This window comes from Tepidiforma sp. (genome assembly GCF_026419595.1).
Classification (GTDB): Bacteria; Chloroflexota; Dehalococcoidia; order Tepidiformales; family Tepidiformaceae; genus Tepidiforma.
This window is the reverse complement of sequence record NZ_JANZZD010000023.1, coordinates 1-19,604: the sequence shown is the minus strand read 5'-3', so window position 1 is coordinate 19,604 and position 19,604 is coordinate 1. Positions and strand designations below refer to the sequence as shown.

Sequence of the window (19,604 nt, the reverse complement as noted above, 5' to 3'; positions counted from 1 at the left end):
TCTCCGCGCGCCGACGATCGTGAAAGGGGGTTCCCCGCCCGGGGAACCCCCTCCTTGCAGCCGATGCCGGGAACCTCGGGCGGCCTCAGACCGCTTCGATGACTTCGCCCTCGACGACGTCGCCGTCGCTGCCGCGGCCGGCCGGGCCAGCCGGCGCCGCTTCGACCGCCGTGAACCGGAACTCGCCGTCCGCGAAGTCGACGACCACCTTCTGCCCTTCGCGGAACTCGCCGGCCAGGATCCGCCGCGCCAGTTCGTTCTCCAGCCGCCGCTGGACCGTCCGCCGCAGCGGCCGCGCGCCATACACCGGGTCGTACCCCTCGCGCACCAGCTCCGCCTTCGCCGCCGGCGTCAGCTCGAAGTCGATCCGCCGCTCCGCCAGGCGCTTCCGCACCTCGTTCGCCAGCAGGTCCACGATCTGCGTCAGCTGCTCCTGCGTCAGCGGCTCGAACACGATGATCTCGTCGATCCGGTTCAGGAACTCCGGCCGGAAGAACTCCCGCAGCGCCTTCTCCACCGAGCCCTGCAGGATCTCCTGCTCGCTCATCTCATCCGACCGCACCGTGAACCCGAACGTCGCCCGCTCCTGCGCGCTCGTGCCCAGGTTGCTCGTCATGATGATGACCGTGTTCCGGAAGTCCACCGTCCGGCCCTGGCCGTCCGTCAGCCGGCCGTCGTCCAGCACCTGCAGCAGCGTGTTGAACACGTCCGGGTGTGCCTTCTCGATCTCGTCGAACAGGATTACCCGGTACGGCCGCCGCCGGACCGCCTCCGTCAGCGCGCCGCCCTCCTCGTAGCCGACGTAGCCCGGCGGCGCGCCGATCAGCCGGCTCACCGAGTGCCGCTCCTGGTACTCCGACATGTCGATGCGCACCATCGCGTCCTCGGTGTCGAAGAGGTATTCGGCCAGCGCCTTCGCCAGCTCCGTCTTCCCGACGCCCGTCGGCCCGAGGAAGATGAACGAACCGATCGGCCGCTTCGGGTCCTTCAGCCCGGCCCGCGCCCGGCGGATCGCATCCGAAACCGCCTTGATGGCGCGGTCCTGCCCGATGACCCGCTGGTGCAGGAACTCCTCCATGTGGAGCAGCTTCTCCTGCTCCGTCTCCTCCAGCTTCGAGACCGGGATGCCCGTCATCTCCGCCACGAGCTTCGCGATGTCCTCGGCCGTCACGCGGCGGTCCATCTCCGGGTGCTCCGCTTCCCACGCGGCCTTCCGCCGCTGGTACTCGTCCTGCAGCTGCAGGATCCGCTGCTTGATCCGGGCCGCCGCTTCGTAGTCCTCCCGCTGGACGGCCGCCTCCGTCTCCAGTGCCAGCTCCTCCAGCTGCTCCTGCAGGTCGCGCAGCTCATCCGGCAGCGACTGCGCTTCGATGACGTGCTTGCTCGCCGCTTCGTCGATCAGGTCGATCGCCTTGTCCGGCAGCCGCCGCTCCGTGATGTACCGCGCGGAGAGCCGCGCCGCCGCCTCGATCGCGTCGTCCGTGATCTCCACCTTGTGGTGCGCTTCGTATTTCGGCCGCAGCCCCTTCAGGATTGCGACCGTGTCCTCGATGCTCGGCTCCTCCACGTAGACCGGCGCGAACCGCCGCTCGAGCGCCGGGTCCTTTTCGATCCGCTCGCGGTACTCATCGAGCGTCGTCGCGCCGATGACGTGCAGCTCGCCGCGGGCCAGTGCCGGCTTCATCAGGTTCGAGGCGTCGATGGCGCCCTCCGCCCCGCCGGCGCCCATCACGGTATGCAGCTCATCGATGAACAGGATCACCTGCCCCTCGGCCTGCTTCACCTCGTCCATCACGGCCTTCAGCCGCTCCTCGAACTCGCCGCGGAACTTCGAGCCCGCCACCAGCGCGCCCATATCCAGCGCCAGCAGCCGCTTCCCCTGCAGGTTCTCCGGCACGTCGCCGGCGACGATCCGCTGCGCCAGCCCCTCGACGATCGCCGTCTTGCCGACGCCCGCCTCGCCGATGATCACCGGGTTGTTCTTCGTCCGCCGGTTGAGGATCTGCATCACCCGGCGGATCTCCGCCTCCCGGCCGATGACCGGGTCCAGCTTCCCCTGCCGCGCCAGCTCCGTCAGGTCCGTCGAGTACTTCTCCAGCGATTGGTAGCGGCTCTCCGCCGTCTGGCTCGTCACCCGCTGCTTCCCCCGGATATCCTGCAGCGCCCGGTAGATGCCTTCCTTCGTGACGCCGAACTCCGCGAGCAGCCGGGTCGCGCCGCTCTCTTCGTTGTCGGCGATGGCGATGAGCAGGTGCTCCACGCCCACGTACTCATCCTTCAGCCGCTCCGCCTCGGCGTTCGCCACCTCCAGCATCCGCACGACTTCCGGCGTCGTGTAAATCTGCACCACGTCGTAGGCCAGCGTCGGCAGCGCATCGACCGCCCGCGCGACCCGCTCCTTCAGCCGGCGCGTATCCACGTTCAGCTTCTGCAGCACCTGCTCCGCCAGCCCGCCCTTGTGGTTCACCAGCGCCCAGAGGACGTGGGGCACCGACCACTGGCTGTTCCGCTTCTGCCGCACCAGCTCCTGCGAGGCCGCCAGCACCTCCTGCGCCTGCTCCGTGAACCTGTCCTGTCGCATCATCTTTCGTTACTCCTCGTTCGCTCGATTGCCCAGGGTGCCGGGCGCCGCTCGTCGTGTTCCCTGGTTCCACGCCCGCCAATCGCTGGCTCCGCCTAGGAGGCGGGCCCGTTCCGGTACGGTGCCGGCAGCCGCGTCGCCCGCAGCCGGTCCAGCTCCGCCCGCGTCGCTTCCAGCTCGGCCTGCAGCCGCCGAATCTGCTCGTTCATCCGCAGGATGATGTCCACCCCTGCGAGATTCACGCCCAGCTCATCGATCAGCCGCTGCGCCGTCCGGATCCGCTGGATGTCCGCGTTCGAATACATCCGGATGTTCCCGCCCGTCCGCTTCGGGCGGATGAGGCCAACCTTCTCGTAGTACCGCAGCGTCTGCTGGTGCATCCCCACCAGCCGCGCCGCGATGGAGATGACGTACATCGGCTCGTCATCGTCGATCGGGAGGCCCGTGCCGTTCTTCTCGTCCTGCGTCATCGGTCACCTCCTTCCCTCAGGGGCGAACCCCGGCGCCGCGCAGCTCCCGCAGCGCCTCCCAGTGCTTCCGCTCTTCCGCGCTCAGCCGGTCCGGCAGCACGGCCCGCACCTTCACGTACAGGTCGCCCCGCTTGCCCGCCTGGCCGAGCACCGGCATCCCTTTCCCCGAGAGCCGGAACTGCTTCCCGTTCTGCGTCAGCTCCGGGATGCGCAGCGCCACCCGCCCGTCGATCGTCGGCACCGTCACCTCGCCGCCGAGGACGGCATCGATGACCGGCACGTCGACCTCCTCGTAGAGGTCGTCGCCCTTCCGCTCGAAGCGCGCATGCGGCAGCACCGTCACCAGCAGGTAGAGGTCGCCCGGCGCGCCGCTGCCGATACCCGGCCGGCCTTCGCCCGCGATCCGCACCCGCGAGCCCGTCTTCACGCCGGGCGGGATGCGCACTTCGAGCCGCCGCAGCTTCATCGCCGTGCCCATGCCTTCGCAGGCGTGGCAGAGCGCGCCCGCGATCTCCCCGGTCCCGCCGCACGTGCGGCAGACCTCCGGCGTCTGCAGGTTCAGCGTCCGCGTCGTCCCGTGGAACGCCTCCTCGAGGCTGATTTCTACCGGCGTCTCGACATCCTGCCCGCGGCGGTTGGCGCCCGCGCCCCGCGGCCCGCCCCGCTCCCGCCGGAACAGTGTCTCGAAGATCGACCCGAAATCGCCGAACGGGTCGCCGCCCCCGTTCTCCCGGCCGAACGGCGCGCCGCCGGTCCGCCCGAACGGGCTGCCGCCCGGCCGCGCCCCCGCCGCCTCGAACTGGTCGGCCAGCTCCCACTGGTCGCCCCAGCGGTCGTACTTCTTCCGCTTCTCCGGGTCCGAGAGGACCTCGAACGCCTGGTTGATCTCCTTGAAGCGCGCTTCGGCCGCCTTGTCCCCCGGGTTCACGTCCGGGTGGTACTTCCGGGCGAGCTTCCGGTAGGCCGCCTTGATCTCCTTCTCCGTGGCGGTCCGGCTGACGCCGAGCACCTCATAGAAGTCCTTCGCCATGCCCCTGAGCATACCGCGCGGCGCCCGCCTTTGCAAGATTTTGACGAAAAGTCTGATAACGCCGGGCTCAAACCTCTTGACAGCGTGGTGCGGGCTTTCCAGAATAAGGTCGAAACCACGACAGCCAAGGAGGTGCACCGATGGCCAACGCGCTCACTCGCTGGGATCCCGCCGCGGAAATCACCGCCATGCGGAACCTCATGGACCGCCTCTTCGAGCAGTCCTTCGGCCGCTTCCCGGCCTTCCGCAACGGCAGTGAAGACCTCGGCCCCATCAGCCTCGCCCTCGACGTCATCGAGCAGCCCGATTCCTTCGTCATCAAGGCCGCCGTCCCCGGCGTCGACCCGAAGGACGTCGACATCTCCGTCGAAGACGACGTCCTGACCATCAAGGGCGAGTTCAGCCACAAGGAGGAGGCGAACGAGGAGAACTACCTCCGCCGCGAAATCCGCTACGGCAGCTTCCAGCGGCAGCTCCGCCTCCCGCCCACCGTCGACGCCGAGAAGGCCAGCGCCAGCTTCGAGCACGGCATGCTCCGCCTCGTCCTTCCCAAGAAGCCCGAGGCCCGCGCCCGCTCGATCAAGATCACGCCGCAGGGCGTCGTCGAAGGCCAGGCCGTCTCCAACGACTGATCACCCGCTGAGGGGAACCGGCAGCACGGCCCCGGTCATCGACCGGGGCCGTTTCCATGCGCCCGCGCACCCGGCGCCGCGCCGCCCGGGCGCAGCTCAGTCGCAGCCGCCGTCGTCGAACCGCTCGCCGCCGGTCAGGTGCACCAGCGCCGCCCAGCCGGCCAGCACCGCCCCCAGCCCCAGCACGGCCGCCCCGGGCGCCAGCAGCACCGACGCCTTCACCAGCTTCACCGCGCCCGCGGCCAGCACCGCCGCGAGGCCGCCGAGCGCGGCACCCCGCCACAGCAGCGCCGGCCCGCCGACCGTCAGCAGCGGCTCCCGCGCCTCCTCATGGTCGCAGGCCTCCGCGCCGGGCGCCCCGCTCATCTCCTCAGCCGCCATGCCGCTGGTCCGGCGGCAGCATGTTCGGGATGCCGTCCGTGATCGGGTAGCGCTCCCCGCACCCGAGGCAGACGAGCGTCCCCGCCACGATCTCCCCCTCCGCCTCCTCCGCGTCCCGCAGCTCCAGCTCGCCCCGGCAGACGGGGCAGCACAAAATCTCCAGCAGCAGCCGTTCCATGTCCACATCCTACCCCGCCGCCCGCCTGTGCGCCTTGGCGCATTTGGCCCCCGTCGCCGACCATACGCTGGCGTGAACTGGCTCGACCTCCTCCTCTTCGCCGCCATCGCCCTCTCCGCCTGGCGCGGCTACGCCAACGGCTTCATCCGCGAGCTCGTCATTCTCGTCTCCGTCATCCTCGCGATCCCCCTGGCCGGCGCCCTCTACTCCCGCATGTTCCCCAAGGTCGACCCCATCATCGACAACGAAGACCTCTCCGCGGTCGTCTCCTTCCTCGCCATCATGGCCGGCGTCATCATCGGCGGGAACGTCGCCGCCCACCTCCTCAAGCGCACCGCCGAGATGCTCAACCTCGGCGGCCTCGACCGCCTCGCCGGCGGTCTCTTCGGCTTCCTCAAGGCGGCCCTCGTCGCCCAGGCCATCCTCATCGTCATCGTTCGCTACCCGAGCCCCGACCTCCGCGACGACATCCAGGGCTCCCGCACCGCCCGCGCCCTCCTCGATGCCGCGCCCCTCACCCTCGCCTTCCTCCCCCGCACGTTCGAAACCGGCGTCGAACTCTTCCGCAAGGCCGCCGACGCCATCGACGAGGCCGCCGGCCCCGCGCCGACCCCCGCCCCGTGACCCACGACCCCCTCGCCGCGCTCCGCCAGCCGTCGTTCGCGGCGTACGCCGCCGCCCGTCTCGCCGCCGCCGTGGCGATGACGCTCCTCAACGCCGCCATCCTCTACCACGTCTACCAGCTCACCGGCTCCGCGTTCCAGCTCGCCTTCATCGGCCTCGCCCGGTTCCTCCCCTCCCTCGGCCTCACCCTCGTCGGCGGCGCCGTCGCCGATTCGCGCAACCGCAAAGTCATCGTCATGGCGGCCCTCGCCGTGCCCGCCGCGGCTTCCGCGACGCTCTTCGCGGCGACCGCCGGCGGCGCCGTGAGCGCGCCGCTCATCTACGCCCTCGTCCTCTGCGTCGCCGTCGCTGCGGCGTTCGAAAACCCCGCCCGGCAGGCCCTCCTGCCTCAGCTCGTCACCCCCGAGACGTTCCCCAACGCCATCGTCGTGAGCTCCACCATCCAGTCGCTCGGCTTCGTCACCGGCCCTGCGCTCGCCGGCCTCTGCATCGCGCTCGCCGGCGTCGAAGCCGCCTACGCCGTCCACGCCGTTCTCGTCCTGCTCGCGATCGGCCTCACCGCGCTCCTGCGCCCCCGCCCGGTCGCCGGGCCCCGCCGCGCCGTCTCGCTCGCCGCCATCCGCGAAGGCCTCGAATTCGTCATCCGCCGCCAGCCCATCGTCGGCGCGATGACGCTCGACATGTTCGCCGTCATCTTCGGCGGCGCCCAGGCCCTCCTCCCCATCTACGCTACCGACATCCTCGGCGTCGGCGGCGTCGGCTACGGCATCCTCGCCGCCTCCCTCGAAGCCGGCGCGCTCCTCATGTCCGTTTGCCTCATTTTCCTCCCGCCCATCCGGCCCGCCGGCCGCGTCCTCCTCGTCACCGTCGCCCTCTTCGGTCTCGGCACCATCCTCTTCGGCCTCTCCCGCAACTTCTATCTCTCCGTCGCCACCTACGCCGCCATCGGCATGGCCGACCAGGTCTCCGTCGTCCTCCGCCAGACGATCATCCAGCTCGCCACCCCGGATGACCTCCGCGGCCGCGTCTCCAGCGTCAACATGCTGTTCATCGGCGCCTCCAACCAGCTCGGCGCGGTCGAATCCGGCCTCGTCGCCGGCCTCACGAATGCCACCTTCGCCGTCGTCTCCGGCGGCATCGGCACCCTCGCGGTCGTCGCCATCGTCGCCGCCCGCCTCCCCGGTCTCCGCCGCTACCGCATCGATCCGCAGGTCCGCGCCGGCTGACCCGCGGCCGGCCCGCCCCTCTGCCATACTGACGCCATGCCCGAACCCGTCAGCGACGCCATCGCCCGCGAAATCGACGCCCTGCTCGACGCGTACGACCGCGAGCTCGAGTACTTCGAAACCACCGCCGCCATCCTGGCGCCCCTCATGCGTGACCTCCTGGCCGCCATCGATGCAGCGTTCGCCGCCCCCGCCGACCCGCAGGTCCGCGAAGGCGCCCGCAACGCCCGCGCCCGCTACGTCGACGCCCTCGCCGGCCTCAGGCCCCTCCTCGACGACTGGGTCCGCATTCGCGGCTCGAACTGGCGCGCCTGGGAGGCCGAGCACGCCATGAGCGATGCCCAGTACGCCCGGCTCGAACGGCTTGCCGCCCGCGAAACCGCCCTCGCCCTCGGCCGCGACGACTTCGATCGGCTCCAGGAGAAGGTCCGCGGCCGGCTGCTGCTGTTCGAAGAGGCCGACCGCGGCCGCTGACTACACCTCGCCCGGGTCGATGACCGGGGGCAGCGGGTGCGGCCCGTGCGGCGCGAACACCCGCGGCTCCACGAGCACCGTGTTCAGCAGCATCGCCGGCACCTCCGCCAGGATGTACTCGAACGTCAGCGGCCCGCCCGGCCGCCGCCACGAGAAGTTGTTGTTCGTCGCGAACATCAGCGTGTACGCCACCAGCCGCGCATCCCGCGGGATGAACACCCCCTCGTCCACCCCCCACTTCACCACGTCCATCAGCGCATGCTCGTAATCCCGGTCTGCCTCCCGCACCCGCTCCCGCCCCTCCGGCGAAAGGTTCCGCGAACGCCCGCCCACGTAGCTCGCCCGGACGATCGTGTGGTGTTCGCCCATGATCAGCAGGTCCCGCAGCGCATTGAACAGCGCCGCCTCCGGCCCCGGCGCCGCCGCGATGATCGCCCGCAGCCGACGCTCCGCCGTCCGCACCGCCTCCACCGCCACCTCCACCCAGAGGTCTTCCTTGCTCCGGAACTGGTAGTAGATCACCGCCCGGCTCGTGCCCATCTTCGCCGCCACGTCCTCCAGCGTCGCATCGGGCAGCCCCTTCTCCAGCACGACTTCCGCCATCGCCCGCATGATCTCGCGCCGGCGGGCCTCCGCACGGGCCGGGTCCTGCACCCGGTAGCCTCGCAGACCGAACTCGTCGCCCATCGTTCCCTCGCCCGCCGGAATTCTCGCACGCAGGCCGTTGACAACTCTACCACTCTCGGAGTAGGTTGAGCGCCTTCGGATAAACACACGCGTCTAATCTTTGCTGTCGGGTTGGGCGCGTGGTCCGAAGCGGGCCCGGGAGCGGTGTGCAGGCTTTGTAGGGGCGCCTGCACACCCCCCGGAGCCATCCGAACCCCATCACCCCCGGCGGGCGAGCGGACCGCAATCCGCGACACCCCCGAAAACGTACCTTCGGCAAATCGGCGCTATTGACAGCGCCTATGCAGGGCAGTACAAGGCACACATTCGCGCCGGGCTAATCTTCGGCGCCACGCGAAAAATGGGGGAAGGGACACCATGAACCGCGAAAACTACTGGACCACCCGCTTCCGCCGCCGCCGCCTCCTCACCGGCGGCGCAGCGGCCGGCCTCGGCGCTGCCGCCTGGGCCATCGCCGGCTGCGGCGGCGACAGCGACAACGGCTCCGGCCCCACAGCCACCCCCGCCGGCGTCCGCCCCGGCACCCCCACCGCCCCGACGCCGACCACCCCCGGCGAAGTCGTGAAGAAGGACGGCACCCTCAAGCTCCGCCAGGGCGCCATCTTCGCCACCATCAACCCCTACGGCGGCCTCGATAGCGGCCTCCTCTGGGGCTTCACCATCTTCGACCACCTCTGGTACACCCCGCTCGATACCGGCATCCGCGAAAACTTCCTCGCCACCTCCATCGAACAGCCGGACCCCCTCCGCTTCACCGTCAAAATCGGCGAGGCCTACTTCCACAACAAAGCGCCCATCAACGGCCGCCGCGTCAAAGCCCAGGACGTGGCCGCCTCCTACATGGCCGCCCGCCAGCAGACCCGCATCTCCAACTCCTCCTGGTGGACCCAGGTGCTCGACAGCGCCGTCGCCGTCGACGACTCCACCATCAACTTCACCCTCAAGCAGGTCGACGCCTGGACCTTCTCCTCCACCAACGGCGGCAGCCCCATCGGCTCCTCCATCCTCCCCGAGGAGATCGCCAAGGACCCGTCCTTCATGGACAAAGACCTCATCGGCTCCGGCCGCTTCGAATTCGTCTCCCACGAAAACGGCGCCAACTTCAAGCTCAAGCGGTTCGACAAGTGGCGGATCGCCGGCGAACCCTACCTCGCCGCCCAGGAATACCGCCTCATCCAGGAACAGGCCGCCGCCCTCGCCGCCTTCTCCGCTGAAGAGATCCATTCCGTCGCCCTCAACAACAAGCTCGAACGCGACGACCTCGTCAAGCGCCACGGCGACAAGATCGTCATCGACGCCGAAGACTCCCGCTCCGTCTGGACCGTCCTCCCCCGCGGCGACGGCCAGTGGGCCGACCCCCGCGTCATCCAGGCCATCTCCATGTCCATCGACCGCCAGGAGCTCATCAACCTCATGAACTTCGGCGAAGGGAAGGTCAGCGGCCCCGTCCCGCCCGCCTTCGGCGAAGCCCTCCCCGAGGCCGACCTCAAGGCCACCTGGGGCAAGTACGACCCCGCCGAGGCGAAGAAGCTCCTCGCCGCCACCGCCTTCGATACCTCGAAGGAGTACAGCATCAAGTACATCACCCCCGGCGACCGCAACCAGCAGTTCGCCCAGATCGTCCGCTCCCAGCTCGAAAAGAACCTCGGCCTCAAAGTCAAACTCGTCGGCGAAGACCTCGGCCGCTGGCTCCAGCAGTCCCTCTACGGCTCCCAGTACGACGGCTTCATGGTCTACGCCTCCCTCGCCTACGACGACCCGTCCTCCTACATCGGCGGCTACGCCAAGCAGATCGGCGGGCGCCCCAACTGGGCCGGCTACAGCAACGACGAGATGGACCAGCTCGTCCAGAAGCAGAAGACCATCCTCGACGATGCCCAGCGCAAAGCCGCCGTCCAGGACATCCAGCGCAAAGCCTGGGAGCGCGGCGCGCCCTTCATCCCGACCTTCATCGCCATCACCAACACCGCCACCTGGGCCTACGTCAAAGGCCGCGTCGTCGGCCGCGGCAGCTACGGCCTCTTCAACGGGAAGGTCTGGATCGACAAATAACCCCGGGAGAGCGGCATGCGCCAGTACATCCTCCGGCGGCTCGTCTACGTGCCGCTCATCATGGCGATCGTCTCCGTCCTCGCCTTCTTCACCCTCCGGATGCCGTGGGCGATCGACCCCGTCACCCTCTACGTCAACCAGAACACCACGCTCGAACAGGAGCAGGAGATCCGCCGCGAGCTCGGCCTCGATAAGCCGCCGCTCCAGCAGTTCTTCGTCTGGCTCGGGCAGGTCGCCCGCGGCGACCTCGGCGAAACCTTCCGCTCCCGCCAGCCCGTCTGGCAGGAGATCGCCCGCCGCCTCCCCGTCACGCTCGAAATCCTCGTCCTCTCCATCTTCTTCTCCACCCTCTTCGGCGTCACCTTCGGCGTCATCACCGCCGTCAAACAGAACACCCCGGTCGACTACCTCTTCCGCTTCTTCGCCGTCTTCGGCCAGTCCATCCCCGATTTCTTCCTCCTCATCCTCCTCATCGTCCTCCCCTCCATCTGGTGGAACTACTCGCCGCCCGTCGGCGGCCACATTCCCTTCACGCAGGACCCGCTCGAAAACCTCCGCCTCTACCTCCCGCCCACCATCCTGCTCGGCGTCGGCGGCGCCGCGGCGATGATGCGCCTCACCCGAAGCTCCCTCCTCGAAGTCTTCCGCCAGGACTACATGCGGACCGCCCGCGCCAAGGGCCTCCCCGGCCGGGCCGTCGTCCTCGAGCACGGCCTCCGCAACACGCTCATCCCCATCGTCACCCTCGTCGGCAGCCAGATCACCGCCCTCTTCTTCGGCTCCCTCATCCTCGAACAGGTCTTCTCCATCAACGGCCTCGGCCAGTTCTTCCTCGTCTCCTCCGTCACCGGCGACTTCCCCGTCATCCAGACCCTCGTCCTCTACACCGCCTTCGTGGTCATGGTCATGAACCTCCTCGTCGATATCTCCTACGCCCTCATCGACCCCCGGGTGAAGTACACCTGATGGCCGCCACCACCGCCGCCTCCCGCCTCGACTTTGCGCCCGCCTACCGCCGGCCCGGCATCCTGCGCCGCCTCGGCCGGACCGCCCGCCAGCACCCTGCCGGCGTCTTCGGTTTCTTCGTCCTCGTCCTGTTCGTCGTCACCGGCCTCTTCGGGCCCGCCCTCGCGCCCTACGACCCCGACGCCCTCAGCGTCGGCCGGCCGCTCGAAGGCCCGTCCCTCCAGCACCCCTTCGGCCTCAACCAGAACGGCCAGGACATGTTCAGCCGCGTCATCGCCGGCGCCCGCGTCTCCCTCATCATCTCCTCTGCCGCCATCTTCATCGGCGCCGCCTCCGGCGCCTTCCTCGGCATCCTCGGCGGCTACTACGGCCGCTGGCTCGACTACATCATCCAGCGCTCCGGCGAAGCCTTCGCCGCCTTCCCCTCCCTCGTCCTCTACTTCATGCTCCGCGCGGCGCTCGGCCCCGGCATCGAAGCCATCATCGCTGCCATCGCCATCGGCGCGCTCTTCGGCGGCAACCGCGTGCTCCGCTCCGCCACCATCATCGAAGCCCGCCAAACCTACGTCGAAGCCGCCCGCGCCATCGGCTGCTCCGAGTGGCGCATCTTCATCCGCCACGTCGTCCCCAACGTCCTCCCGCTCGTCATCGTCATCATGAGCGGCGCCCTCGGCGGCGCCATCCTCGCCGAATCCGCTCTCTCCTTCCTCGGCCTCGGCCCCGATGTCGTCTCATGGGGCCGCGACATGAGCGGCCAGAACCTCTCGATCGCCCGCACCGGCTACTGGCACGTCGTCGTCTTCCCCGGCATCGCCATCAGCCTCGTCGTCCTCGGCGCCAACCTCCTCGGCGATTCCCTCCGCGACATCTGGGACCCCCGCCTCCGCCGCTGACCGCGCCCGCTGCTCACGCCCGCGCGCGCCGGAACTCGCCCTCCTGCCACGCGCGCAGCGTCAGCAACAGCGCGCTCACCACCGAAACGAGCACCGGCGTCAGCACGAACGTCCACGTCCCGAACGAGCGCCCGTTCGCGGCCCAGAGCGCGCCCAGCGTCAGCCCCATCCCGATGACCGTCCCCACCGTGTAGGTCAGCCGCGCCTCCCGGCTCTCCCGGTAGCGCATCCCGCCCAGCCAGAGCGCGATCGCCGGGAACCCGGCGGCGAAGAAGTAGATGAGCGCGACGGCAACCCCGAACAGCCACGCCCAGTCCAGCGCGCCCGCGACCACGTGGAGCGCGAACGCCCCCGCGAACCCCAGCCCGGTCAGCCCGATTCCCATCACCGATTTCGGCATCGCCTCCACGATACCACCGCACCCCGCCGGCCTCACCCCGCCAGCGCGCGCACCAGCACCACCCCGGCCACGGCCGCCGTCTCGGCGCGCAGGATGTTCGGCCCGGCCCGCAGGAAGAGCGCACCCTTCCGCCGAAGCTGGTCCAGCTCCCGCGGCGAAAACCCGCCCTCCGGCCCGCACACCACCGCCACCCGGCCCTGCGCCGGCAGCAGCGGCGCGAGCTCCGCCGGCCCCATCCCCTCCCGCTCCATCGCCACCACCGCGCCCCGGAATCCCCCGAGCAGCCGTTCGAGGCTCCCGCCCGCCTCGATCACCGGCAGGTAGAGCCGCCCGCACTGCTCGCTCGCTTCGATGGCGATCCGCTCGAACCGCTCCAGCTTCGCGTCCGAGGGCCCCGAACCCCGCTGGCCGAACTCCATCGCCGCCAGCCGGATGATGTCTGCCCCCGCCTCGGTGCACTTTTCCACCGCCCACTCCAGCCGCTGCGCCCGGATGATCGGCAGCCACGCCTCCACCACCGGTTCCGGCGGGGGCTCCTGCCGGGCGACTCCCGTCACCTCGGCCAGCACCCGCCCCCGCTCGACCGCCCGCACCACCGCCTGCCACTCGTGCCCTTCGCCGCCGAACAGCCGCAGCTCGTCGCTCGGCCGCGCCCGCAGCACCGTCGCCAGCCGGCTCGCCGTCTCGCCGGTCAGCGCCACCGGCCCCGGCCCGAGCTTCGCCGCCACGTACACCCGAGGGATGTGCCCCATCTCCGCTAGCCTACACCGCCTCCGCGCGCCCGAATTGCCGCCCCCATCCCCGTTTGCCATACTGGCCGTCGGTCCTTTTTCGCAACGGACACGCCACCCCCTACGAGGTTCCCATGCCAAGGCGCCTGGCCGTCGGTGTCGGCTTCACCGGCAGCCCCGAACAAAACCGCCAGACCATCGAGAAAATCAAGGTCGCCGAAGAAGTCGGCGTCGAAGCGGTCTTCACCGCCGAGACCTGGGGCCGCGACCAGTTCTCGCTCCTCACCCAGATCGCCCTCAACACCAGCAAAATCAAGATCGGCACCGGTATCGCGCCCGTCTACGGCCGCTCGCCCGCCGTCCTCGCCATGACCTTCGCCACGCTCGATGAGCTCTCCGGCGGCCGCGTCATCATCGGGCTCGGCACCTCCGGCTCCCGCGTCATCGAACACTGGCACGGCGAAAAATTCTCCAAGCCCATCCGCCGCACGAAGGAATACGTCGAGATCATCAACATGATCATCAGCGGCGAAAAAGTCTTCTACGACGGCGAAATCTTCAAGCTCCAGCGCGGCTTCAAGCTCCTCTTCGAACCCCCGCGCAAGCACATCCCCATCTTCGTCGCCTCCATCTCGCCGAAATCGATGGAGTCCCTCGCCACCTGCGCCGATGGCTGGATGCCGATCTACTGGCCGAAGTCGAAGTACCAGGAGGCGAAGGAGTTCATCAGCCGCGCCGCCGTCGCCGCCGGCCGGCCCGCCGACGCCGTCGAATGCGTCGCCCAGCTCACCGTCGTCATCAACCCCGACATCGAGAAGGCGAAAGTCCAGGCCGCCGGCCCCATCTCCTGGTACGTCACCAACATGGGCGACTTCTATCACGAGATGCTCGCCCGCAACGGCTTCGCCGAAGAAGTCGCCGCCATGCGCAAGGCGGCCGAGACGAGCAAGCCGATGCCCTTCGGCACCACCCCCGAGATCATGGCCGCCATGGGCGACCGCATGCTCGAAGAGACCGCCGTGTTCGGGGACATCGAAACCGTCGCCGCCGGCGTCGAAGAGCGGCGTCAGCTCGGCGTCGACCTCCCCGTCATCACCATGCCCCAGGGCAGCCTCAACGAGGTCGAGCGCATCCTCGGCACCCTCGTCTCCTAGCCCCGGCGCCGTACCCGGTCACGCGACACGGCGGGGAAGCCGGCCCCGCCGTGTTCCTTTCCCTCTCCCGGCTCCCAACTCCGGTCTTCCAACTCCCAGCTCCCAGCTCCTACACTCCCATCGCCCGCGCCAGCGTCTCCAGCACTTCCAGCGCCTCCGCCGGCGAACCCACGACCACGTCCGCCAGCTCGGGGATCTGCGGGGGCGTCTCCTTCCCGCCCGAGACGCCGACCAGCAGCACGTGCAGCCCCTGCGCCCGCGCCGCCTCCAGCGCCGCCTCGAACATCGCCACGTCCGTCGCGTCGTCCCCCATCGCCAGCAGCGACTTCGCCCGGTAGCGCCGGATGAGCGCCGTCAGCGCCACCCCCTTCCCCGCGTTCGCGTTCGGCAGCACCTCGAGCACCATCCGCCCCTCCCGCAGCCGCAGCCCCTCGGGCAGCGTCGCCAGCGCGGCGCGCAGCGGCGCCTCGAGGTCCGGCGCCTTCCGGAAGTGGAACGCCGTCGAGACCGCCTTCCGCTCGATGTGCAGGAACGAACTCGGCACTGCCGTGATCACCTGCTGCTCCACCTGCTCGAGTGCGGCGCTGAGCGCCACCCGGTTCACCCCCGGGATGAGCGGGTCATCGAACGATGCCTCCAGCCCGTGGCTCCCCACCACGTCGACCCCCTCCACCGGCACCATCCGCCGCGCCGTGTTCAGGTCGCGCCCCGTGATCACTGCCACCTTCGCCCGCTGCGCCAGCCGGTCGAGCACCGCCAGCGTCCCCGGCGGCACGCGCGCCTCCGAAGCGTTCGCCACGATGGGCGCCAGCGTCCCGTCCAGGTCCGACGCGACGAGCAACGGCCCGCGTGCCGCGGCCAGCGCCTTGATGCGCTCGATGGTCTCGATCGTCAGCATGTCCCCTCCAGGTCGTCGAGGAATCGCTCCCCCCAGGAGCGGGCGTCCCGCTCCCGCACCTGCGCGATGAACCGGTCGCTGATCCGCGCCGGCCGCCCCTCCAGCCCCTCCGTCAGCCCCTCCAGCAGCGAGCCCTGGTCGAGCGGGTCCACCGCCCGCAGGCCGTCCCGTCCATCGCCGCCGTACACCTTCGTTACCCCGGCATCGACCCCTGCCAGCACCACCGCCCGCTCCGCGGCCGGCCGCAGCGATTGCGCCACCGCCGCCTGCAGCGGCACGAGGTTCATCCCGTCCGCCAGCGAGGACGTGAACACCACGTCCGCGTCCCGCTGCAGCGCCACCACGTCGTCCCAGCCCACCGCCGCCCGCACCTGCGTGAACGGGCAGCCGACCCAGTAGGCCGCCTCCCGCGCCCGCGCGGCCTCCCGTTCGATCGCCGCCTCCAGCGCGCCGTACACTTCCACCCCCTCCCGCGTCGGCGAGGCGATGCCGATGTAGGCGAAGCGGCGGCCCTGCCGGTACGCCTCGGCAATCGCCCGCAGCCGCTCCGGGATCCCCTTCGTGAAGTCGCCGCGCTCCAGCCCGACGACCACCGGCAGCCCGAGCTCCCGCGCGGCCCGCACCCGCGTCACCGGCTTCGCCCGCCGCGCCGCCGCCAGCACCTCCTCCGGGTCGATGCCGACCGGGTAGGCGCCGACCCGCACCAGCCGGCCGTCCACCTCCAGCCCGCCCGCCGCCGGCCGCGCCCCCGCCAGCTCACAGGCCGCCTCGGCGAACCGCTCGACGTCTCCCGGCGTCTGGAACCCGGCAAGGTCGGCCCCGAGCATCCCCCGCACGATCTCCGCCAGCCGCTCCCGCACCTCGCCGGAAAGGTACGGCCGAATCACCGCCAGCGCCGGGAACGGGATGTGCAGGAAGAAGCCGATCGGCCCCCGGAACCCGCGCTCCCGCAGCATCGCCGGCACCAGCGCCAGCTGGTAATCGTGCACCCAGCAGCTCTGCGCCCCGTCCTCCTCGCAGGCCGCCTCCGCGAACGCCCGGTTCACCAGCACGAACGACTGCCAGCCCGCCGCCGAAGGCGGCTGCGGCTCCGGGTAGTACGGCGTTGCCCGCGGCAAATCGACCCGCACGAGGTGGAACAGCGGCCACGTGAAGCTGTTCGCCACCTCGCCGTAGTGCCCCTGCCACGTCGCCGACCCGAAGAACAGCCGCCGGTGCCGCAGCGGCCCCCGCGGCGTCTCGAGAATCTCGTACCCCCGCGCATCGACCCACTCGCGGTCGAACCGCCCCATCCCGACCCCGATCCACGTCGTGCCCGCATGCCCGTCCCACGGCGCGATCACCGGCCGGACCGCCGCGAGCAGCCCCCCGCTCGAGGCCGTCGACGGCGAATCCGCCCAGCGCGGCGCCTCGTGGTCGAGGAAGGCGCGGTTCGCGAGGATCAGCTGGGCGCGGGCCGTCACCCTTTCAGTAGGCCGCATGACCGCCGGCCCGATCAACTCCCAAATCTGCCGCTCCCGCGAATTGCGATGCAGCCGCAACCCCGCCTACGCCAGCAGCGCACTCGCCGTCCCCGCGATCGTCTTCGTCCCGTCGGCCTTCTCGGTCCACACGTCGAGGTGCGCGCGCCGGCGCCGGCCCTCGGGCGTGATCGCCCGCACCACGCCGCGCGCCGTCACCGCCTCGCCGCCCCAGAGCACGTTGATCAGGTTCAGCGACATCCGCCCGCCTGCCAGCCAGCCGAGCCCGAACCGGTTCGTCAGCATCTCGGAGATGAACACCGTGCTCAGCGTCCCCTGCACCACGACGTCCGGGAAGCCCAGCTTCCGGGCCTCCTCCCGGTCGTTGTGGTAGTTCCGCTTCGGCCCGCTGAACGCCATGCACAGGTCGAGGTCCGCCACCCGCCGCACCGGTTCGAGCACCTCCAGCGGTTCGCCCGCCGGCTCCTCCGGCCGCGCGGCCTTCCGCGCCGCCTGCTCCTTCCCCACCACCTCGCCGCCCTCCGCCGCGTCGCGCAGGAACGACTGGTGGCACCGCCCGCGCGAGACCATCACGTCCCCCTCGTCGAACACGCAAAACTCCAGCACCACCACGTCCCGGTCCTTCCGCAGATACCGGTCCACGATCATCCCGTGCGTCCAGAGCCGGGTCCCCACCGGCACCGCGCGGAACAGTTCCCACTCCTGCTTGATGTGGAGGTTCCCGTACAGCTTCGGCAGATACCAGTCCCGCAGCCGGAACGCGTACTGCTCGCTGTGGAGCAGGAGCGCCGGCGCCACCGGGCCGCCCAGCGGCGACGGCCCCGTGTACCACGGGTTCGCATCGCCTGTCGCCCGGGTGTACTGGGCCACCATCGCCGCATCGGCGAGGTACTCGTGCCGCCCGAGGTACTTCCCGACGTAGCTGTCGTCATCCCATTCGGCCATCGCGCATCCCTCCGCCCGCGCACCCTACCACCGACCCCGCCCCGGCCGTCAACCGCCCGCCGTCGGCTCCTTGCCGTCCGGCTCCCGGGGGCCCTTCCTCTGCCACCAGGCGGCAGCCTGGTGCCGGCTCTGCACGCCCAGCTTCGCCAGGATGCGGCTCACGTGCGTCTTCACCGTCTCCGACGAAATGCCGAGCAGGGCCGCGACCTCCGCGTTGGTCCGGCCCTCTGCGACCAGTCCGAGCACTTCTCGCTCACGCGGAGAAAGCCTGCAGCCCGCCATCGCCGCCGCCCCGGCCTGGCTCGCCCCGGGCCGGCAGGGAGCTCACGCCCGCCCGCCGGCCCGCTCGAATCGCTCCCGCCCGAGGCGTCACTGCCGCGCCGCCGCCTGGCAGGCTGCGACATCGCTCGCCGGCGCGCCCGTCCCCACCGCCTCCGCCATCTGCCGCAGGTCCATGCCGGGCCGGGTCGGATACCCCTTCGCTGCCAGGCACTCGGCCATCCGGTCCCAGCCTGCCTGGTTCGCGGCGTAGGCCGGTCCCGCCTGCCATGCCTCGAGCACCGGGCTGAACAGCCGCTCGACGCAAGCGAGGTGCGCCGCGCCGACACGGTCCAGCGCCTCCTTCGATGCCGAGGACGCGCCGCCGAACCCGATCGCCCCGTCCGGGTCGGTGAAGGTCGCTGGCCCGATGGTGACTCCGCCAACCTCCGCAGCGGCCGCCCTCGTGCACGCATCCGCAGCAGCGAACGCGCCCGCCACCTCGTCCCGCGTCACGACCCCGTCGGCGAGCATCGCCAGCACCGTCGCATCGGCCGAGGCGCGCAGCCGTTCGAGCAGCGCCGCCGGCACCTCTCGCGCCGCGGCATTGGGGGCGTCACCGCTCGTCCCGAGTTCCGCCGGTGCGGCGGCGCCCTGCGAAGGGGCGCCCGCTTCGGCCGAGCCAGCCGCCGCCCGCCACGTTGCAAACCCGGCGGCAGCAAGCACGGCTGCCACCAGGACGCTCGCGCCGACCATCGTTCGTTGCATCATCGTGTCTCCTCCTGCTGCTGAGGCGTTCCCGCTGCGCGCCGGCCGCGCCCCGCGCCGTCGGCTCACGGCTCCTGAGTGCCGCCCCATTGGGAATACCCTCAGCCCGCGACATAGACCTGGTGCGTACCCACCAGCGAGGTCGCCGGTGACCCTCCGTACTGAATCCAGTTCACGCCCCAGGCGCTGTATTGCAGCAGCGTATCCTGCCACGCCTGGCCGTCGTACCACTGCAGGCGCACGACCGCGCGATCCACACAGCCCGAAGGCCCGTCAGTCCGGGCCCACCCGACGGTCGGCGCGCTGAACCACGTCGAACCCCACCATGTGCAGGCGGGCCATCCGTCGCTCCAGAAGCCCGTCCCGGCGCGCGCCACTCGCGGTTCATCGTTCGCCAGGAGCAGCCCGCCGGCAAGGGCAACACACGCGGCCAGCAGCGCCGCCACCCGGGGCATCGAACCTCACCTCCTTCCGGGGCGACCCTACCCTACACGCCTCGCACCGCCGGCGGTATCCCCCATCGGGGGATACGGTGGACGAAAGATTCGTCGTCCTGGAAAGATTCGGTTAAGCCCCGAGCGCCCGCAGCCGCTCCTCGAGCCCGGCCGCCCGCTCCCGCGTCTCCGCTGCCGTCGCCTCCATCCCCTGGACCACGTGCTGCGGGGCCTTCGCCCGGAACGCCGGGTTCGCCAGCTGCTTCTCCAGCCGTTCGAGGTGCGCGCGTGCCTCCGCCAGCTCCTTCTCCAGCCGCGCGCGCTCCGCCGCTGCGTCCACC

General features: G+C 70.6%; 23 protein-coding genes. 8 read left to right on the top strand and 15 right to left on the bottom strand.

Translation table 11 applies throughout. From position 1 onward, the window contains the following. Positions 1 to 85 precede the first annotated feature (85 nt). The 3 genes from N2041_RS11405 to N2041_RS11395 form a co-directional block, all read right to left on the bottom strand. The gene (locus tag N2041_RS11405; RefSeq protein ID WP_367187725.1) at positions 86 to 2,581 is read right to left on the bottom strand and encodes an ATP-dependent Clp protease ATP-binding subunit; all 2,496 of its coding nucleotides are present in this window, start codon (positions 2,579 to 2,581) and stop codon (positions 86 to 88) included. 95 nt (positions 2,582 to 2,676) lie between these two features. Continuing rightward, a complete protein-coding gene (locus tag N2041_RS11400) occupies positions 2,677 to 3,051 on the bottom strand; it encodes a helix-turn-helix transcriptional regulator (RefSeq protein ID WP_297678708.1) in 375 nt (124 codons plus the stop codon). Positions 3,052 to 3,067: 16 nt separating this feature from the next. Further along, a complete protein-coding gene (locus tag N2041_RS11395; protein WP_297678707.1) occupies positions 3,068 to 4,081 on the bottom strand; it encodes a J domain-containing protein in 1,014 nt (337 codons plus the stop codon). 140 nt (positions 4,082 to 4,221) lie between these two features. Here N2041_RS11395 and N2041_RS11390 point away from each other — a divergent pair, with 140 nt between their 5' ends. Then, positions 4,222 to 4,713: an Hsp20/alpha crystallin family protein gene (locus N2041_RS11390; protein ID WP_297678706.1), complete on the top strand. Its 492-nt coding sequence runs from the start codon at positions 4,222 to 4,224 to the stop codon at positions 4,711 to 4,713. A gap of 96 nt (positions 4,714 to 4,809) precedes the next feature. On the opposite strand, the gene N2041_RS11385 is transcribed toward N2041_RS11390, so the two are convergent. Together N2041_RS11385 and N2041_RS11380 are read right to left on the bottom strand one after the other, a co-directional pair. Next, on the bottom strand, positions 4,810 to 5,094 hold the full coding sequence (locus N2041_RS11385) for a hypothetical protein (protein WP_297678705.1): 285 nt from the start codon (positions 5,092 to 5,094) through the stop codon (positions 4,810 to 4,812). Further along, on the bottom strand, positions 5,084 to 5,272 hold the full coding sequence (locus tag N2041_RS11380) for a methytransferase partner Trm112 (protein ID WP_297678704.1): 189 nt from the start codon (positions 5,270 to 5,272) through the stop codon (positions 5,084 to 5,086). The genes N2041_RS11385 and N2041_RS11380 overlap by 11 nt, the downstream gene beginning before the upstream one ends. A gap of 72 nt (positions 5,273 to 5,344) precedes the next feature. Between N2041_RS11380 and N2041_RS11375 the strand changes: the two genes are divergently transcribed. Genes N2041_RS11375 through N2041_RS11365 form a run of 3 tightly spaced genes read left to right on the top strand, consistent with a single transcriptional unit; the run spans position 5,345 to position 7,596 of the window. Further along, positions 5,345 to 5,896, top strand: a complete 552-nt coding sequence (locus N2041_RS11375) for a CvpA family protein (protein ID WP_297678703.1) — start codon at positions 5,345 to 5,347, stop codon at positions 5,894 to 5,896. After that, the gene (locus tag N2041_RS11370; RefSeq protein WP_297678702.1) at positions 5,893 to 7,122 is read left to right on the top strand and encodes an MFS transporter; all 1,230 of its coding nucleotides are present in this window, start codon (positions 5,893 to 5,895) and stop codon (positions 7,120 to 7,122) included. Before N2041_RS11375 ends, N2041_RS11370 begins: the two co-directional genes overlap by 4 nt. Positions 7,123 to 7,158: 36 nt before the next feature. Next, on the top strand, positions 7,159 to 7,596 hold the full coding sequence (locus N2041_RS11365) for a hypothetical protein (RefSeq protein WP_297678701.1): 438 nt from the start codon (positions 7,159 to 7,161) through the stop codon (positions 7,594 to 7,596). On the opposite strand, the gene N2041_RS11360 is transcribed toward N2041_RS11365, so the two are convergent. Further along, positions 7,597 to 8,283 carry a TetR/AcrR family transcriptional regulator gene (locus N2041_RS11360; RefSeq protein ID WP_297678700.1) on the bottom strand — a complete coding sequence of 229 codons (687 nt, stop codon included), beginning with the start codon at positions 8,281 to 8,283 and terminating at the stop codon, positions 7,597 to 7,599. A 357-nt stretch (positions 8,284 to 8,640) separates the two neighbouring features. Here N2041_RS11360 and N2041_RS11355 point away from each other — a divergent pair, with 357 nt between their 5' ends. Genes N2041_RS11355 through N2041_RS11345 form a run of 3 tightly spaced genes read left to right on the top strand, consistent with a single transcriptional unit; the run spans position 8,641 to position 12,194 of the window. After that, entirely contained in the window at positions 8,641 to 10,335 is a 1,695-nt protein-coding gene (locus tag N2041_RS11355) for an ABC transporter substrate-binding protein (protein WP_297678699.1), read from the top strand. 15 nt (positions 10,336 to 10,350) lie between these two features. After that, positions 10,351 to 11,301, top strand: a complete 951-nt coding sequence (locus tag N2041_RS11350) for an ABC transporter permease (protein WP_297678698.1) — start codon at positions 10,351 to 10,353, stop codon at positions 11,299 to 11,301. After that, complete coding sequence (locus tag N2041_RS11345) at positions 11,301 to 12,194, top strand: ABC transporter permease (RefSeq protein ID WP_297678697.1); 894 nt, start codon at positions 11,301 to 11,303, stop codon at positions 12,192 to 12,194. Before N2041_RS11350 ends, N2041_RS11345 begins: the two co-directional genes overlap by 1 nt. Positions 12,195 to 12,207: 13 nt before the next feature. Here the strand turns inward: N2041_RS11345 and N2041_RS11340 are convergent, their stop codons facing one another. Beyond that, positions 12,208 to 12,594 carry a hypothetical protein gene (locus tag N2041_RS11340; RefSeq protein WP_297678696.1) on the bottom strand — a complete coding sequence of 129 codons (387 nt, stop codon included), beginning with the start codon at positions 12,592 to 12,594 and terminating at the stop codon, positions 12,208 to 12,210. Positions 12,595 to 12,626: 32 nt separating this feature from the next. Beyond that, positions 12,627 to 13,346: a 16S rRNA (uracil(1498)-N(3))-methyltransferase gene (locus tag N2041_RS11335; protein ID WP_297678695.1), complete on the bottom strand. Its 720-nt coding sequence runs from the start codon at positions 13,344 to 13,346 to the stop codon at positions 12,627 to 12,629. 113 nt (positions 13,347 to 13,459) lie between these two features. On the opposite strand from N2041_RS11335, the gene N2041_RS11330 reads away from it, so the two are divergent. Next, positions 13,460 to 14,479, top strand: coding sequence for an LLM class flavin-dependent oxidoreductase (locus tag N2041_RS11330; RefSeq protein WP_297678694.1), 1,020 nt, complete (start codon positions 13,460 to 13,462; stop codon positions 14,477 to 14,479). 109 nt (positions 14,480 to 14,588) lie between these two features. Here N2041_RS11330 and otsB read toward each other — a convergent pair whose 3' ends face one another. From otsB to N2041_RS11295, 7 genes are all read right to left on the bottom strand, one after another. Further along, on the bottom strand, positions 14,589 to 15,377 hold the full coding sequence (gene otsB / locus N2041_RS11325; RefSeq protein ID WP_297678693.1) for a trehalose-phosphatase: 789 nt from the start codon (positions 15,375 to 15,377) through the stop codon (positions 14,589 to 14,591). Next, positions 15,371 to 16,840: a trehalose-6-phosphate synthase gene (locus tag N2041_RS11320; protein WP_297678692.1), complete on the bottom strand. Its 1,470-nt coding sequence runs from the start codon at positions 16,838 to 16,840 to the stop codon at positions 15,371 to 15,373. Before N2041_RS11320 ends, otsB begins: the two co-directional genes overlap by 7 nt. An 84-nt stretch (positions 16,841 to 16,924) precedes the next feature. Continuing rightward, entirely contained in the window at positions 16,925 to 17,803 is an 879-nt protein-coding gene (locus tag N2041_RS11315; RefSeq protein WP_297678691.1) for a MaoC family dehydratase, read from the bottom strand. 48 nt (positions 17,804 to 17,851) lie between these two features. After that, entirely contained in the window at positions 17,852 to 18,085 is a 234-nt protein-coding gene (locus N2041_RS11310; protein WP_158067271.1) for a response regulator transcription factor, read from the bottom strand. Between the two features lie 87 nt (positions 18,086 to 18,172). Further along, positions 18,173 to 18,832: a hypothetical protein gene (locus N2041_RS11305; protein WP_297678690.1), complete on the bottom strand. Its 660-nt coding sequence runs from the start codon at positions 18,830 to 18,832 to the stop codon at positions 18,173 to 18,175. A gap of 98 nt (positions 18,833 to 18,930) precedes the next feature. Continuing rightward, positions 18,931 to 19,284, bottom strand: coding sequence for a hypothetical protein (locus N2041_RS11300; protein ID WP_297678689.1), 354 nt, complete (start codon positions 19,282 to 19,284; stop codon positions 18,931 to 18,933). A gap of 112 nt (positions 19,285 to 19,396) precedes the next feature. After that, the coding region (locus tag N2041_RS11295) for a hypothetical protein (protein WP_297678688.1) at positions 19,397 to 19,604 on the bottom strand (208 nt) is incomplete at its 5' end.